This is a genomic window from Pseudomonas chlororaphis subsp. piscium, assembly GCF_003850345.1.
Taxonomy (GTDB): domain Bacteria; phylum Pseudomonadota; class Gammaproteobacteria; order Pseudomonadales; family Pseudomonadaceae; genus Aquipseudomonas; species Aquipseudomonas piscium.
In genome coordinates this window covers 835,367-851,623 of sequence record NZ_CP027707.1, presented here as the reverse complement: position 1 = coordinate 851,623, position 16,257 = coordinate 835,367, and the positions used below count along the sequence as shown (strand labels likewise).

Here is a 16,257-nt window from a genome sequence, read left to right as displayed (position 1 = left end):
GAAATCACTTAATGGCTACTTTGGATGAAGAACTGAAGCACCCACTAAACAGCCGTATATTTACCTGCCCCGTACAAGGTAAATGGACCAGCTTTCAGTTAGTGGATGAGTTCGGCGAGGGGCAACCATACGCTGGGCTGTCCTATAAAGTCATCGATGCTGAAGGCTACACATACACCGGAAAACTCGACGACACAGGCAAAGGTAAAGTAGATAATCATTTTGCTGGTCCAATAGCATTAATTATCGAAGAGAAGTATCAAGGAGGCAATGAGTTTTACACCTACCTACAACAAAGGCAGTTCTACCCACTCCCAATAACCGAACTTCAGGTCCGCGCCGAGCAAACCCGTTACTTTCATAAAGACGGCTCACGAACCCAAAGCAACCCGGCGCAAGCCTGTGCGGATTTCTTCTGCCAAGTCGAAGTTCGTCATTTCGTCGAACATGGCGCGCATTTACCACCTGAGGTCGAGTGTCACTACCCACTCCGTCCGGGATGGGCCAAGCTAATGTGCGAGTATGGCGAGCGCGGTGTCTGCCTGCTTCCCAACAAGCACAATGTGCTGGAAGTTCGCCCTTTACGGGCCTTGCGCCCGATGCTCTCCACCGATTCGCAGTTCTGTGCATTGAATCTGTATCAACTCGCCATCATGGCCACCCTGAGCTACAACCCGTTTGGCCAGGAGCCCGATAAGACGCCAATCAGCGAGAAGGAAGTTCGCTTCCCGCAGAAGCCGAGCATGGGTAACTGGTTTGGTGACGCCCTGGCCAAGTTCGATGAAATCTGGAAGGTGGACCCTGGGCAAGCCAAGGCGTACTACCCACTCTACGAAGACGTGCCGTACTCCAAGCGCCTGGAGATCGCGCCGTTTGATCCTGACCTGTACCCATCGAATAGCCCGGATTTAGAAGAAAATCAGGAACACCCGGCCAAAATTCATTTTCTTGATGACCGAGGCCAGAACAAGGACACCGACACCCAAGCGTTTATCACGCATAACGATGAACTGATCCTGATTGCAGTACGCGGCACCAACGAAAAATTAGCGGATGGACTCCGTGATGCAGATGCGCTTCAAGTCCCCTTTGTGGAAGGCGTGGGCAAGGTGCACCGAGGATTCTATGAGGCCGCGCTGAAAGTCTATGATCTCGCGACCAACTATCTCGAAAAGTTTTACACCGGTCAGAAACTGATCATTTGCGGCCATAGCCTGGGCGGGGCAATCACCTTGCTGCTCTCGGAGATGCTACGTCGTCGAGCTGACCGCTATGACATCGTGCTGTACACCTACGGCTCCCCAAGAGCTACCGACGCGACCTTCGTAAAAGGTGCTGCCGACTTGGTGCATTACCGCATGGTCAACCATAACGACCCAGTGCCAAGTGTGCCGGGAACCTGGATGAACACCAAGGCATCGGTCTATGGCACAGGGGCAGCCTTGACCTTCGTCAACGTCCCCTTGGGCATCTCGGTGTTCGTAGCAGGCATTACTAACCTGAGCGGCGAACCCTATGAGCATCACGGCACGTTGTACCACTTCTTCCCCGTAGACCTGGGAGGCCAGGAGAAATCCGCCATCCTCTGGGAGCCAGGGTGCGACACCATTACCCAGCATGCGGCCTGTACCCTGGCGATCCAACAGAACAAAGGGTTGCCTGAAAGACCGGGGTTGATTTCGCAGATCCTGGACGCGGGTAATCATTCAATGGTCGGTGGCTATATCCCTGGTTGCTGGGCGACATTGCGACGCTGGCAGGAGGCCCTGGAACTCAAGCGTTCGCGAGTGACTGACGGAGAAGTCGAGCGGGTCAAGGGGGACCTGACAAAGATCACCGACCAATTGCGCCTCAAGCGCCGCATGCTCAACGGTAACCTTAGTCCCTATGGCCGATCCCATGAACTGGCCATCGAGGCACTCAATCGCGAGGTCGATAAGGTGCAAATGACCCTCAAGCGGTTGGAGACCCTGCGCGGAGTGACGATTGACGAGAAGTCTGTTTACGGCTCGGTCGCAACACAGCCTAACCTGCTGACCGAGAGCCTACCGCGCTGGAATGCCCACCCGGAAAACAGAGTGGTCGAACAGCTGGCCATGGCCCCCGCTGCGAATACAGATGATGGTCTGATGGCTTCGATCTACGGACACGCCATTGGTGCGCCACATACGCTCGATATCGACTCGATAATCTAAATAGCAGAGAGGCAGCAGGCAACGCTACTGAATGGTTGCCTGCAAGGATATCCGGCCTGAATCCCTACGGTTTAAAGAGCCCTTCAAGAACCTTCGCCACGGTCTCAACGGGCACTCCAGAGCCGTAGATGTCAAAAGTAATCGTCCCCGAAGCGTGCCCCATCACCGCCTGAGCGTGAGTCGTGGGGACTCCTCTGGCCTGCATCAATGACGCCAATGAATGACGCAGGGAATGGAACGTCAGACCGGGGCCATAAGAATCACCAAGAGCCGCAGGAATTGCCTGCTGGTTCGCCCATTCACCCGCAGTCTTGTAGCCAATCTGGGCCAACGAATCCGAGCCTTTGAGCTTGCACGCCTCGACGTACCGCAAGAAAGCCGCAAGGTCGAACCCATAGGCGCCATTCGTCAACGGGACCAGTCGTTCACTACGTTTGTTCTTGATGGATTTCCCTTCACCAGCCTCGTTAATATGGATAGCAGTGATACCCGACGTAAGGGTTTGAACATCCGTTACCGTCAACTGTGAGATTTCGTTGAGGCGCCCCCCAGTGATAGCCCCGAGACTCAGCAGCCAACGCTTCCACGAGGTCTCAGGGAGCTTGTTGGCGTAGATCATGAGGTCGCCTACCTGATCCTGCGTAAAGGCCCTACGGCTCGACTCAAGGCCCTTTGTGAGCTTCAGTTTCTTGTCGTATGCCTTGAGTATGTGGCCGTTTTCAACTGCCCATGCAAGCACCGCTGATAGCTTAACGAGCAGTTTATTGACCGTTGCAGGTGCACGTCCTTTCGAAAGGCGATCCCGCAGGGCAACAAGGTCGGCCCTTGAATGATTCCGCATATCCAACTCGCCAAGGGCCGTGGAGATTGTCCCATGGCAAAGCTTGGTTTCCTTTCGCGTTGACTCCTTCTGCTCTTGCCCACGGTCGGCCATGTAGAGCGCTGAAAGAGCCGCGAAGGTCAGCACAGGAGCGTTTACAGATAAAGACAGGGATACGTCGCTTTCCTGCTTCATGCTCCCGCCCAAACTGCCCTCAAGCTCACGAATAATATTCGCCAATGGAACTGAGTCACCCTGAAGCCGGTCCTGAGCAGCGCACATCACCTGCTTAGACTTCGCTACATGCTCGTGCTGGTTAAGGGTCAGTGGCAACGTAGCGGCTATCTCAGAGAGATTCATCCCCACGTCTTCGTACAGGTCCCCCCAGTGACGCAACGAATGGACATCATGAGCAGACGACAGCAGGCCCTCGGCAATTTCCAAAAGATGCTTTCGTAGCTCATGCCAAGTGGCTGCGTGGTGGTCCAAATGAAAAGCCTTGATGGTCTCAGCAAGGCGTCGAGAAGCATCCATAGCGATCTTTCTGTCAGTAGTTCTGAGTGAAACGGAAACAGTACGTGTAAGGCTGCCGGTTTCGCGAAGGCGCAGATAGTAAATGCCATTACGTCGATAGTGGTAGAGCTTGGCGAGTTTCGTTCTTGGTCTGAGGGAAATCAGGGAGTTTGTGACGTTTTTTGTGACAGCAGGTCGAGCTGCAAGGGAAGTCATGGCGGTTAGCCCCCGTAATCATTGGGTTAACCCTTACTTTCCTTGCAGTTCTGGATGTACTGCCGCGAAGACCTGCGCAAGCTCAAGCGGATCACCCTGCTGTGGGACTACATCCGCAGCGTGACGGAACAGAATCAGGGCCTGCTGATGGGGCAGACCCGGGGGATGGTGTTTGCCGATTAGTCGGCGATGACCACGATCGAGACGCGACGGTTTTCGGTACGTCCGGCCACCGTGCTGTTGGAGGCCACCGGTTCGCTGCTGCCGAGGCCGCGCAGTTGGATGTTTTCTTCGCGCATGCCCGTGGCCACCAGCACCTTGCTCACGCTTTTCGCGCGACGCAGGGACAGTTGCTGGTTGTAGCTTTCCCTGCCGGAGCCATCGGTGTGGCCATCGACCCGGACCTTGTCGATGTGCACGCTGACCAGGGCCTTGCCGATACGCTCGACGATCTCGGTACTGGCGGCATTCAGGGTCTCGATATCGCTGCCGAACAGCACCTTGCCGGACAGGCCGAAGGCCCAGCCCTCATCCGTCAGCTCGAAGCCCTCCTGCTTGAGCACCGCCACTTGCTGCGGGGTCAGCCCCTTGGGCGGCACGCTCTGGCAACCGGTCAATGAGAGCAGCGCCAGCAGCAGGCCGGTGGTGAAAAGTCGCAAGAAAGGTCGAGTCAGTGAAAACAAAGAATTAGCTCCTGGATTGAACGTGAACGACGGGGGGCTCCGACCCCGCGGTGTGTTGCCCGCCTCGAGAGACACGCTTGGCCTGATACATCGCCGCATCGGCGGCGTTGAGCAGGGCACCCGGGGTGGTCCCATGATCAGGGTAGACGGCAATACCGATACTGAGCGAAGTCAGTACCGAAGTACTGCCTGGCAAGGCAATCGGCAGCTCCATGCTGGCGATGATTTTTTCGGCGATACGCTCGGCGTCCTCGATGCGGTGCAGCGGGGTCAGCAAAATGGCGAACTCGTCGCCCCCCAGGCGCGCCACCAGGTCTTCCTCGCGCAACTGCGCCCGCACCCGCGATGCCACCGCCATCAGCACCGCATCGCCGGCGGCGTGACCGAAGCTGTCGTTGATGCCCTTGAAGCGGTCGCTGTCGAGAAACAGTACCGCCACCCGTTCGTTGAGCTTGCTGGCGCTGCGCAATGCGCGGATCAGCCGGCCCTCGAAAAACGCCCGGTTCGGCAATCCGGTCAGGCTGTCGTGGCTGGCCTGGTGGGCCAGGGTTTCGTTTTCACTCTGCAAATGGGTTTGCCAGGCTTCCAGCTCATCGAGCAGGGCATTGAAGTCGTTGCCCAGGTTGTCCAGCTCGGCAATTTCCGCCGGCGGCACCCGTACGTCGAATGCCCGCTCGCGACGCGCGGCATGGGCCACATCGGCCAGGCTGCGCAGCGGCCCGGTAATGCCGCGCAACTGACGGCGCGCCAGGTACAGCGCCACCCAGGCGCTCACCGCGATACACAGGACAATCCCCACCAGCCCACTGAGCAGGAAGCGCAGCAGGCTGCCGCCGTGCCCGGTCAAGGCGATGCTGCCGATTTCCTGGCCCTGATGCATGATCGGCACTGTGATGGGCTTCTCGAGAAAGGCCCGGGCGATCTGCATTTCCAGATCGGTCAGCAAACCGGTTTCCGGCCGCTCCCAGTGAGCCAGCACGCGGCCCCGGGCGTCGAGCACCTGGGCCTCGGCCACCTCTTCGGTGGAGGCAATCAGGGCCAGGGCTTCGGTCGCCGCGGCGCTGTCGTTGAACACTACCGCCGCTTCGACCGTGTAATTGATCGAACGCGCGATCAGGTGCAGGTTGTGATCGGCATACACCCGCAACGCCAGCACCCCGAGCAATGTCAGGGACAGGCTGGCCATGGAAATGGCCAGCAGGGCGACAATCAGATGCCCGCGGCCAATGACCGAACGCAATGTAGGGCGAGCAGGCGACTTGAAGAAGCTCATGGTGCCGCCGGTCGACGACGGGAAAGTTGCAGCACGCTTGGATGAATCCGTACGCCACTGCGGGCCACCGAATCCAGGTTGACCTCGAATGACACCTGATTGTCACTGACGCGCAGGCAGAATAGGCTGCCGACCGTGCACTGGTCACCGCCCTCGCTGATGCTCAACACCGGATGACCGACCAGGGAAGTGAACAGGCGGGCGCGCTGGTCGTCGGTCAGCTTGCCGATGTACACCGCATCGCACTCGCTGACGATGGTCGGGTTGTCGGCCAGCAAGCGCCGCACCAAGACCGGGCGGCCAGTGGCCTGGGTCGTGCCCTTGACCAGATCGTCGGTGTATTCGGTCGGCCCCACCACGCACAGACGCAGCTCTGCCGGCTCCACCGGCCAGCGTGCATAACTGAGGATGCCCAGCACCACTTGAGTCACTGCCTTGGCGCGCTGGTCCGCCAGGCTGACAGCGGCAGGCTCGGGTTGCGCGACGGCAAAAGTGCTCAGCAGACAGACCAGGGCGGACAGCAGTACCTGCCTCCAGCCCGAAAAGCGCTCTGTCGCCGAGACAGCCACGTTCATGCAGGGATTCTCTTTGATCTTCATACAATGATGCCGCAACGATAGCACAGCCGGTGAAATGGCCGCGAGGCTCCCAGGCATGCAGAGTGGGCTATCGGGGCAGAAAAAAACGCAGTTCCGATTTGAGTCTTCCTGTTCTTCATAGCCTGCATTTTGCCCACCCAAGATCAGCGCCAGAATGAGCCGCCCGCATCACCCTCGGCCATGTGCCGCTGCGGAACCAAGACCTCTTTGAGGTTAGCCGATGCAACTGGAAATATTCCGCGCATTCAAGGGTTATGGCGCCAGCAAGGCCAGGCAATCGATGAAGCGCTGGCGGCGGGTTCGACGGTAGGGAAGCCCGCAGCCCTTTGCAAGCTCGCCAACACGGCGAATTCGGCCTTTTCTGCGGGACAATCGCCTTGGGATCGGGGGCGCCACTGATCTGACGCCCGATGCTCAACCCAGGTCGAGCATCAACCCGCTCAAACGCTTGACCTTGCGCCGCACCGCCTCTTCGAATACCCCGGCCCGCGGCTCGATCAGGCTGAACCAGTCCTTGGCCCGGGTGATGCCGGTGTAGATCAGTTCCTTGGTCAGCACCGGGTTCAGCGCCTCGGGCAGAATCAGCGCGGTGTGGGCGAATTCCGAGCCCTGGGATTTGTGCACGGTCATGGCATACACGGTTTCCACATCGTTGAGCCGGCTCGGCAGCACGAAACGCACGCCACCCTGGCCGTCGTTGCGCGGGAAGGCCACCCGCAGCACCAGGCGCCCGTCCTGCGTGCCTTCGTGCTCAGGCAGTTTCAGGGCAATGCCGATATCGCCGTTCATCAAGCCCAGGCCATAATCGTTGCGGGTCATCAGCACCGGACGACCTTCGTACCACTGCTGATCGCTTTCAATCAGCCGCGCCTTGAACAGGGCGGCGGTGATCCGCTGGTTCAACCCCTCGACCCCCCAAGGCCCCTTGCGCACCGCGCAGAGCAACTGGAACTGGTCGAAAGCCAGCAACACATCGCGGGCCCAGGCGGTCCAGCGCGGATCCTCCAGCGCAGTATCGGCGGACGGGCGCTGGCCACGCAGCAGGCTCAGGTAATGCCGATAACCCTGCGGCCCGTCGCCGTGGCCTTCGAGCAGCAAGCGCTCCAGGGCACGATCCTGCTCGCCTTTGAGGCTCAAGCCGTACAGGTCGGCATGGCTGCGGGCGGCCAGCAGGCGGCGCGCTTCCTCGGCCTGCTGCTGGTTGACCCAGCGCGCCAGTTGGCCGATACCGCTGCCTTCGCCGAAACGCCGGGAGTGACGCAGCATCACCACCTGTTGGGCCAGCGGGTGGGTGCCCGCGCTGTCTTCCTGCAAGCCGCTGTCGGCCAGGTGTTCGCCGCTGACTGACTCCAGCCAGCGGCGCGTCTGCGGGCTGTACCAGCCGGCTTCGGCATCGCGACACAGATCGCCGAGCACCGCGCCGGCCTCCACCGAAGCCAGTTGGTCCTTGTCCCCCAGCAACACCAAGCGTGCATGCACCGGCAGGGCATCGAGCAGGTTGGCCATCATCTCCAGGTCGATCATCGAGGCTTCGTCCACCACCAGCACATCCAGCGGCAAGCGGTTGCCGGCATGGTGGCGGAAGTGCCGGGTACCCGGGCGATTGCCCAACAGCCGGTGCACCGTGGTCACCTCGCTGGGGATCTTCTCGCGCACGCTGTCAGCGACCGACAGCGAACGCACCTGCAGGCTGATGGATTCGGTCAGGCGCGCCGCCGCCTTGCCGGTGGGCGCCGCGAGGCGGATACGCAAAGGCTTGCCGGCTTCGACAGCCGGCGCCTGAAGCAAGGCCAGCAGGCGCACCACAGTGGTGGTTTTACCGGTACCGGGCCCACCGGTAATGATGCTGAATGCGCCACGGGTAGCCAGAGCACAGGCGAGCTTCTGCCAGTCGACCGGCCCTGTCGCCTTGGCCGCGCCGAACAAGCCGCCGAGGCGCTCGGCCAGGTCCGCGGGGGTTTCCTCCTGCACCGCCAGGCGCTGGCGCAAGGCATTGTCGATGCGCCGCTCATAGGCCCAGTAGCGGCGCAGGTACAGGCGTTTGCCCGATAACACCAAAGGCCGCTGGCGGGCCTGCTCGCTCTGGTCGGCCGCCAGCGCCACCAGGCGACTGGCTGCCAGGGCCTTGCACCAGTGCGCCCCGTCCAGCGTCGCCAGTACCTGCGACGGCAGTACCGCCGCGGTGCTTTGCAGATCGCCTTCCGGCGGCAGGGACAGGGCGAAGTCCGGTTCCTTGAGGGTTTCGAACAGATCCAGGCAGACATGACCGTGGCCCAGCTGATGGCTGGTCAAGGCCGCGGCCATCAGCACCAGTGGATCGCCTTGCGGCTCCAGTTCATGCAGGAAGCCTACGAAGGCCTTGTCCAGGGCACGCAGCCAGCCGCGCTCGACCCAACGGTCGAGCAACAGCAGCAGATCGACAGCCCGTACCAGGGGCGCCAGGTCGGGCTGGGGCTGGGGTTGCAGCGGCGTCAGCAGGTCCTCGATCACAGCAATACTCCCTGTTCCCACGCCGGCTCGGCCCTGGGCTGCTCAGGCTTGCCCTGGAACAGGCGGTCCAGGCGCTCGATCAGCTCACGGGGTGGCCGGGTAAAAAACACTCCACGGCTGGCCGAGCCCGTGCCGCGCAAGAACAGATACAGGGCGCCGCCCATGTGCCGGTCGTAATCGTAGTCCGCCAGACGCGCCCGCAACTGGCGATGCAGGGCCAGCAGGTACAGCACGTATTGCAGGTCGTAACGGTTGTCGAGAATCGATTGTTCCATGGCCTGCTCGGTATAGGCGGCGTCATCCACGCCCAGCCAGTTGGATTTGTAGTCGGCCACGTAATAGCGCCCTTCATGCTCGAAGGTCAGGTCGATAAAGCCCTTGAACATGCCATTGAGCAGTACCGGTTCGGCGGTCACCCGCGGCACGCCTTGATGGGTGTACTGGCGCACCAGTTCGTCGAGCTTGAGCACATCGACCTTGTGGCTGGCGAACCAGAACTCCATCTCGACCCGGTACTGGGTCAATTGCGCGAGCACCACCGGTGATCGTTCCGCACCGACTGGCAAAGGCAGTTGCAACAGGTGCCGCAACCAGTCGCTCAATGTGCGAATCCAGCCTTCCCAACCGCGGCGATTACAGCGACGACCAATGGCATCCTCGATGGCAGCGGGGTCGGCGGCGAAACCCTCGTCACCGGCCCATTCCAGCAGGCCATGGAGGAAAGTCCCGGGGTTCGGTCCACGGGGGAAACGATGGATGTCCGCGCCGCTGGCCACGACTTCACGTGGGGCATCAGGGTCGAGGCGTTCGTCGTCGAAGAGTTTCTGCGCCTGCGGGCTTTCCGGGGCCTCGGTATTGCCGGCCCCCAGGCTGTCGCTGATGCGCAGGGCGCTATAGGAAGCGATCCACCAGTTTTCCGCGGCACGCCGCTTGGGAGCCAGGGGCGCCAACAGGGTGGCGTCGTTGCGCGGTGGATGGAAGCGGCTGTCGGTGGCGCTGGGCATTTCGCTGACACTCATGGCCTCGCAGCCTTGTTGCAGGTCTTGCAGCCAGCGAGCCAGACCGCTCGACTCGCTCAACAGCGCACCGCCGCCCAACAGGTAACCCAGGGCAGAGAGGTGCAACACCGAGCTGTTGTGGTTGCCGCGCTTGAGGTCGGCCACCCCCAGCCAGCAGGCATGCTGGGCGCGAGTCAGGGCCACGTAGAGCAGGCGCAGGTCCTCGGCCAGGCGTTCATCGTCGGCCTGGGCAATCAGCTCCGGGGTCGGCCGCAGCGTCACCTGGGCCTTGCCCGACTCATCGTGGTAGTGCAGCGGCAGGCGACTGCCATCCACAGGTTTGGCCGAACAGATGAATGGCAGGAACACCAGCGGGTACTCCAGGCCCTTGGACTTGTGGATGGTCACCACCTTGACCAGTTGTTCGTCGCTTTCCAGGCGCAGGATCTGTTCTTCACCGGCCTGCCCGGACAAGGCCAGGTGCTCGGCCAGGTGGCGGATCAGCGCTTGTTCGCCGTCCAGCTCGGCAGCCGCCTGTTGCAACAGTTCGGACAGGTGCAGCAGGTTGGTCAGCACCCGTTCGCCATCGCTGCGAGCGATCAAGGCCTGGGGCAACTGGAAGTCGTGCAGCAGGCGCCGCAGCATCGGCAGCACACCCTGGGTGCGCCAGATCAGGCGATAACCGCGGAACTGCATGACCCGGCTCTCCCAGGCCAATTCGTCCTGGTTCAGGCGCTCCAGCTCAACTAGCGGCAGGTTCAGGGTGATGGAGGCCAGCGCGGCACGCAGCGGACGCTCGATATCCGGCTCGGCACAGGCCTTGAGCCAGGCCAGCAGGTCGTGGGCTTCCTGGGCGGCGAACACCGAGTCCTTGTCCGACAGGTACACGCTGCGCACTCCGCGTGCAGCCAGCTCGCCACGCACCGCCTGAGCCTCCTTGCCATCGCGGACCAGAATGGCGATGTCCGCCGGCAGCAGCCCCTTGAAGGGCTGGCCGTCTCGGGCGAAGCCGGCGCTGGCCTGCTGCCCGCCGTTGAGCAAGGCGACGATTTCGCTGGCGCAGGCCGCCGCCAGTTGCTGCCGGTACAGCGCACCGGAAATAGATTGCTCCGTGGCCAGGTGCCAGATGTTCAGCGCCGGCACCACCTGCCCTTCTCTCTGTAACTGCTCTTTGCGCCCCTGGGATGCCACCGACAGGAACGGCACCGGGTTCTCTCCGCTTTTCTCCCGGAACAGGAACGCGCCGCGCCCTTGCTCACGGGATTCGGCACGTTCGAATACGTGGTTCACCGCCTTGACCATGGCGTGGCTGGAACGGAAGTTGGTGCCCAGGGTATGCAAACGGCCGATGGTGGCCTGGCGGGCGCGCAGGTAGGTGTAAATGTCCGCGCCGCGGAAGGCATAGATCGCCTGCTTGGGGTCGCCGATCAGGAACAGCCCGGTCTCGGGGTTGTTGTCCTCGATGCGGTAGATGCTTTCGAAGATCCGGTACTGCACCGGATCGGTGTCCTGGAATTCGTCGATCAGGGCCACCGGGAACTGCTCGCGAATCAGCGTCGCCAGCCGCTCGCCGCCATCGGCCTGCAACGCCGCGTCGAGGCGCAACAGCATGTCGTCGAAGCCCATCTCGGCACGCCGACGCTTCTCCTCCTCGAAGCGCGCGCCGACCCAGCGCGCGGCGTGTTGCAACACCGCGGCGTCGGGGCTCGGCAAGGCATCGAGCGCGGCCTTGAGCCCAGCCATGGCCTCCAGCGCGGGATGATCCGGCGCATCGCCCTTCCAGGCCTCGGCCATGCCTTCAGGGGTCAGGCGGCTGAAGCCGGTGCCGATGTCCAATTGCTCTATGGATTCGTCTTCGGCCCAGGCCGTGATCTTTTCAAACCAGGGCTCGAAGTAACGCGCCTGCATCTTGCGGCCATCGACCACCTTGCTGGCGACGCCCTGCAAGCAGATCTCCCGCAGCTGCGCGGCCCATTGCAACCAGGGTGCCTTGAGCTGCACCAGGGCAGCGCGGCGCTCCAGCAGGCAGGCTTCGATCAACTGCGCCGGGGTCTGCTCCTCGTCCACTTCACGCTCGCTGCCAAACAGCGCACGTACCCTGGGCAGCAAGGCCGCGGGCCCGCCCCAATTGGCCCGTACCCAGTTCAGTGCATCGCCCTGCATCGGGTAGCAAAACAGGCGCCAGTAGTCACGCAGCACTTCGCCCAGCAGATCGCTGTGGTCGGTTTCCAGGGTCTGGGTAAACAGGCTGCCGCTGTCGAACGCGTGCTCGCGCAGCATGCGCTGGCACCAACTGTGGATGGTCGAGACCGCCGCCTCGTCCATCCATTGCGCAGCGATATCCAGGCGGCTGGCGCAACCCGGCCATTGCTCGGCGGCGAACTGATCGCGCAACTCGGCAATCAGCGCGTCAGGCGCGGCGGTTTCCTCGCGGAAGAAGCGCGCGGCTTCAGCCAGGCGGGTGCGGATCCGTTCGCGCAGTTCCTTGGTCGCCGCGTCGGTAAAGGTCACCACCAGAATCTGCGGTGGCAACAACTCGCGGCCGAACCCGGCCTGCTCGCCGCCGTGCCCCAGCACCAGGCGCAGGTAAAGCGCCGAGATGGTAAAGGTCTTGCCAGTACCGGCGCTGGCTTCGATCAGTTGGCTGCCCCTTAGCGGGAACGCCAGGGCCAAAGGTACTTGCCGGGTCATGCGTCAGACTCCCCATTGGCCGCGGAGCGCCAGGGTGCTTGTAGTAGTGGGCGGTACAACGCATCAACCCAGCCGCTGAAGGTTTCATCGGCGATCAGCGCGTTGTAGTCCGGGTACTGGCGCGCCAGGGCCGGGTTTTCCCGGCGCTCGCCATCGCTGGTCTGGCCGTCACCTTCATAAGCTTTACGCGCCGCCGCGTCGGCCTTGCCCGGATCGCTCTGGCCCAACCAGGCAAAAGCGGTTTTCACGGCTACCGACAGCGGCTGGCACATGCCCGACTGCCAGGCCAGCAGCAGATCGCCGAGACTTTGCAGCGCCGATTCACGGTCCAAAGGTGGCAGCAATAAGGTGTCGTCGCTGGCCACCAGCGCGGTGGTCAAGGTATAGCCGCTCGCACAGGCCACCAGGTGATTGACCCAGGGCCGGGTCAGGCGGTGCCATTTGCGAGTCTTGAGCGAGCCAATGCTGTTGGGGATGGTGGTGACCGACAGCAGCCCGCCATCGCCGCGTTGATGCAGGCCGCTCAGCCAGCCTTCGAGTTTCACATCCTTGAGTTCAAGGGTAATCGGCAAGGCACTGGTGACAGGAGTTGGCCATAACTCCAGCAATTGCCGATAGCGCATCAGCAGATCCGGCAAGGGCTCGATCAGCTCTCTTTGCAGGCTCTCACCAAAACCGGCCATAGGCAGCAAACCGCTGGCCTGCAGCCGTTGCGCCTGGGCTTGCAAGGCCTGGTCCGGATCATCAGCGCTGTTCAACGCCGCCTCAAGCAGGCTGTCGCTCAGGCTGTAGCGTTGCAGCGCGTCGAGCACAAAGGGCTCTTCGTCGGCCAACGGCGCATCGGCCGCCTCGAAGAACACCTTGAGGCGCTGGCTGAAGAAATGCCGCACCGGGTTGCGCAGGAAGTCCTGCAACTGCCCCAGACTCAAAGGCTCCTCCTGGACATAAGGCGCCAGAAGCTCGACTGCTTGAGGAGCCGCTTGAGCCTGGTGCAACAGCTGCCACTCCCGGGCATAGCTGAACAGCCCATCGCCTTCATGGAAGTAGCGGGCACTGAAAGGCTGCAGCGGGTGCTCCTGAGTCATGGCGTCGAGCAGGTCGTCCTGGTCATTCGCCAGCTTCCAGCCACTGGCCAGGTGATCGCGCAACTGGCCAATCAGCACCGAGGCCGGACGTTCGCTGTTGTCGCGAATGCTGCGACCGACCCAACTGACGTACAGCTGATCCCGCGCCGAAAGCAGTGCCTCCAGCAGCAGGTAACGGTCGTCCTCGCGCCGCGAGCGGTCGCCGGGGCGGTAGTCGCTGCCCATCAGGTCGAAGTCCAGCGGTGGTTGTGCCCGCGGGTAGTCACCGTCGTTCATCCCCAGCAGGCATACCAGCTTGAATGGAATCGCACGCATCGGCATCAGCGTGCAGAAGTTCACCGCACCGGCCAGGAAGCGCTGGGACAAACGCCCCTGGTCCAGACCGGCCAGCCAGGCCTCGCGGACCACGGTCAGCGGCAGCTCATCGTGCAGGCCGACCGACTCGCAGGTTTCCAGCCAGGTTTCGCGCAAGTCTTCAAGTTGGCTCAGTAGGTAGTCGTCATGCTCGGTACTGGCCAGGAAGAACTGCTGCGTGAGGGCTTGCAGGCGCTCGCCCCACTGTGGCGGCGAAGCCGGCAAGGTGAGGTTCTGATACGCCGTCTCCAGTGCATCGAGCAAGGCCACCAGCGGCCCGATCAGTGCCGCGTCCAGGCCACCGATTTCATCGTAAGGCTCGATTCCTTCACAGGCATCGGAACGCCCCACGGCGTACCCCAGCAACATGCGGCGCAGGCCAAAACGCCAGCTGTTTTGCTCCAGTTCTTCTGGCAGTCCCAGGTCGGCCCGTTGTTCCGCGTTCATGCCCCAGCGGATGCCGGCACCTTCGATCCAGCGATGCAAGGTCGGCAGATCGGCTTCGTCCACAGCAAAGCGTGCGCGTAATGCCGGGACATCCAGCAGGTCGAGGATTTCACTGACGGGGAAACGGCTGTCCGGCAGCTTGAGCAGATGCTCCACGGCAATCAGCAATGGGTCGCGGCCACGTTGGCCCTGATCCGTCAGGGTGAACGGAATGAAACGCCGATCGTCACGCTCCAGCTGGCCGAAGACCGCGCGAATATGCGGCGCGTAACTGTCAATGTCCGGAACCATCACGATCACATCCCGCGGACGTAATTCAGGGTCCTCACTGAAGCGCGCAAGCAGTTGGTCGTGGAGAATCTCCACTTCGCGCTGGGCACTGTGGGCAATGTGAAAACGGATCGACTTGTCCTGCTGCAAATCGATCGCCGGCCATAACTGACGGGTCTCCTCCAGCGGGCGCAATTCGAGAATATCGTCTTGCAACTGGTTCAGCAGGGTCTGCGGCTGACTCTCACTGAACAGGTCAATACGGCCGTCGCGAAAGGCCGAACGATAGCTGTTGGGATCGTCGTAGCTGTCGAGCAGGTTGATGTAGTCACGGCCCTGTTTACCCCAGGCGGCGAGCAGCGGGTGGGCATGTTGATGCAGGGTCTGCGGGTCGAGTACCGCCGGCATTCCCGCCTTACGCGCCTGGCGTTTGTATTGATGGCGCAACAGGTCCTTGTCGGCGACGATATCCGCCCAATGGTGACGGCAGGGGTTGTGTACACACAGCAGGACCTGACTGAAGCGGGCCAATCCGGCCAAGGCTTCAAGGGCTTGGGCCGGCAGAGAGGAAATCCCGAAAACGATCACTCGCGAGGGTAATCCCTGGGGCGCCGTTTCCAGGCTGAGAATACGTTCGATGAACCGTTGGTGAACGCCGGCGCGACTCTGCGCCATGCCCTCCTCCCCCACATCCAGCAACAATGCACGCCACAGTTCGGCCTGCCAGCAGTTGGCGGGGGTCAGGGCCTTGGGCTCGCCTCGAGCACTGCGCAACTGATGTCGTCCTGCGGCCCAGTCTTCCAGCCAGTCGGCGCGATAGACCTGATATTGGTCGAACAGGTCAGCCAGGCGCTCGGCCAATTGATAGCGCTTGCGCAGATCCGTATCGTGAGTGAGGAAGCGTCGCAGCGGTTCGAAGTGCGGCTGATCGATCAGCTCGGGCAAGAGCCGCATCAGGCGCCAGGTCAGCGGTGCTTTATCCAGCAGGGATTTGGGCGGAATTTCATCCCGTCCCAGCACCATGCGATAAAGCTGCCACATGAAACTGCCGGGGAGCTGCACGTCGATGGCGGCGGCGATGCCGCAGCCACCCATGTCGTCTTCCTCTGGATCCTCAGCCAGTGCCAGCTTCAGCCATTGGGCAATGCCGTTGCTCTGCACCAGGGCGATCTCATTCTCCAGAGGCGCCAAGGGATAACGCCGCATCCAGCTAACCACCAGACTGCGCAACTCGTCCAGGCGGTTACCGTGAACCACCATAAAACCAGCGCTGAGGGACGTGGCGTCCGGCATAAGGGTTTCCTTGGAAAATGCAAAAGCTAGGGCCGAACCTTAGCACTGTCGCGCAGCGGTGACAGCTGAGAGGACCAACGTGAGTGTTGCGAGGAATGAAGCATTTTTTGCGCACAAAAACAAAACCCCAATTGCTTTCGCAATTGGGGTTTCGGAATTTAATCTTGACGATGACCTACTCTCACATGGGGAAACCCCACACTACCATCGGCGATGCATCGTTTCACTACTGAGTTCGGGATGGGATCAGGTGGTTCCAATGCTCTATGGTCGTCAAGAAATTCGGTGTGCCGATTCGTCTTTCGACGCTTCAGCAAATTGGGTATGCGA

8 protein-coding genes, 1 rRNA gene and 1 pseudogene are annotated in these 16,257 nt (G+C 61.6%); 2 read left to right on the top strand and 8 right to left on the bottom strand.

Annotated features, from left to right (window positions below):
• Window positions 1-11 precede the first annotated feature (11 nt).
• On the top strand, window positions 12-2,195 hold the full coding sequence (locus C4K38_RS03775) for a lipase family protein (RefSeq protein ID WP_053277335.1): 2,184 nt from the start codon (window positions 12-14) through the stop codon (window positions 2,193-2,195).
• Window positions 2,196-2,259: 64 nt separating this feature from the next.
• Here the strand turns inward: C4K38_RS03775 and C4K38_RS03770 are convergent, their stop codons facing one another.
• A complete protein-coding gene (locus tag C4K38_RS03770; protein WP_231998575.1) occupies window positions 2,260-3,744 on the bottom strand; it encodes a tyrosine-type recombinase/integrase in 1,485 nt (494 codons plus the stop codon).
• Window positions 3,745-3,780: 36 nt separating this feature from the next.
• On the opposite strand from C4K38_RS03770, the pseudogene C4K38_RS03765 reads away from it, so the two are divergent.
• Window positions 3,781-3,927: pseudogene (locus C4K38_RS03765) on the top strand (LysR family transcriptional regulator); the annotation flags it as partial.
• On the opposite strand, the gene yfiB reads toward C4K38_RS03765, so the two are convergent.
• From yfiB to rrf, 7 genes are all read right to left on the bottom strand, one after another.
• Window positions 3,924-4,427 (bottom strand): outer membrane lipoprotein YfiB, encoded by a 504-nt coding sequence (gene yfiB, locus C4K38_RS03760; RefSeq protein WP_053277333.1) that lies wholly within the window; start codon window positions 4,425-4,427, stop codon window positions 3,924-3,926. The pseudogene C4K38_RS03765 and the gene yfiB overlap by 4 nt on opposite strands.
• A gap of 4 nt (window positions 4,428-4,431) precedes the next feature.
• Window positions 4,432-5,700 carry a diguanylate cyclase DgcN/YfiN gene (gene dgcN, locus C4K38_RS03755; protein WP_025809933.1) on the bottom strand — a complete coding sequence of 423 codons (1,269 nt, stop codon included), beginning with the start codon at window positions 5,698-5,700 and terminating at the stop codon, window positions 4,432-4,434.
• On the bottom strand, window positions 5,697-6,275 hold the full coding sequence (gene yfiR, locus C4K38_RS03750; RefSeq protein WP_025809931.1) for a regulatory sequestration protein YfiR: 579 nt from the start codon (window positions 6,273-6,275) through the stop codon (window positions 5,697-5,699). Before yfiR ends, dgcN begins: the two co-directional genes overlap by 4 nt.
• A 438-nt stretch (window positions 6,276-6,713) precedes the next feature.
• Complete coding sequence (recD, locus tag C4K38_RS03745; RefSeq protein WP_053277332.1) at window positions 6,714-8,789, bottom strand: exodeoxyribonuclease V subunit alpha; 2,076 nt, start codon at window positions 8,787-8,789, stop codon at window positions 6,714-6,716.
• Window positions 8,786-12,478 carry an exodeoxyribonuclease V subunit beta gene (gene recB, locus C4K38_RS03740; RefSeq protein WP_053277331.1) on the bottom strand — a complete coding sequence of 1,231 codons (3,693 nt, stop codon included), beginning with the start codon at window positions 12,476-12,478 and terminating at the stop codon, window positions 8,786-8,788. Before recB ends, recD begins: the two co-directional genes overlap by 4 nt.
• The gene (recC, locus tag C4K38_RS03735; protein WP_053277330.1) at window positions 12,475-15,927 is read right to left on the bottom strand and encodes an exodeoxyribonuclease V subunit gamma; all 3,453 of its coding nucleotides are present in this window, start codon (window positions 15,925-15,927) and stop codon (window positions 12,475-12,477) included. Before recC ends, recB begins: the two co-directional genes overlap by 4 nt.
• A 162-nt stretch (window positions 15,928-16,089) precedes the next feature.
• A 5S ribosomal RNA gene (gene rrf / locus C4K38_RS03730) occupies window positions 16,090-16,205 on the bottom strand.
• Window positions 16,206-16,257: the final 52 nt, after the last annotated feature.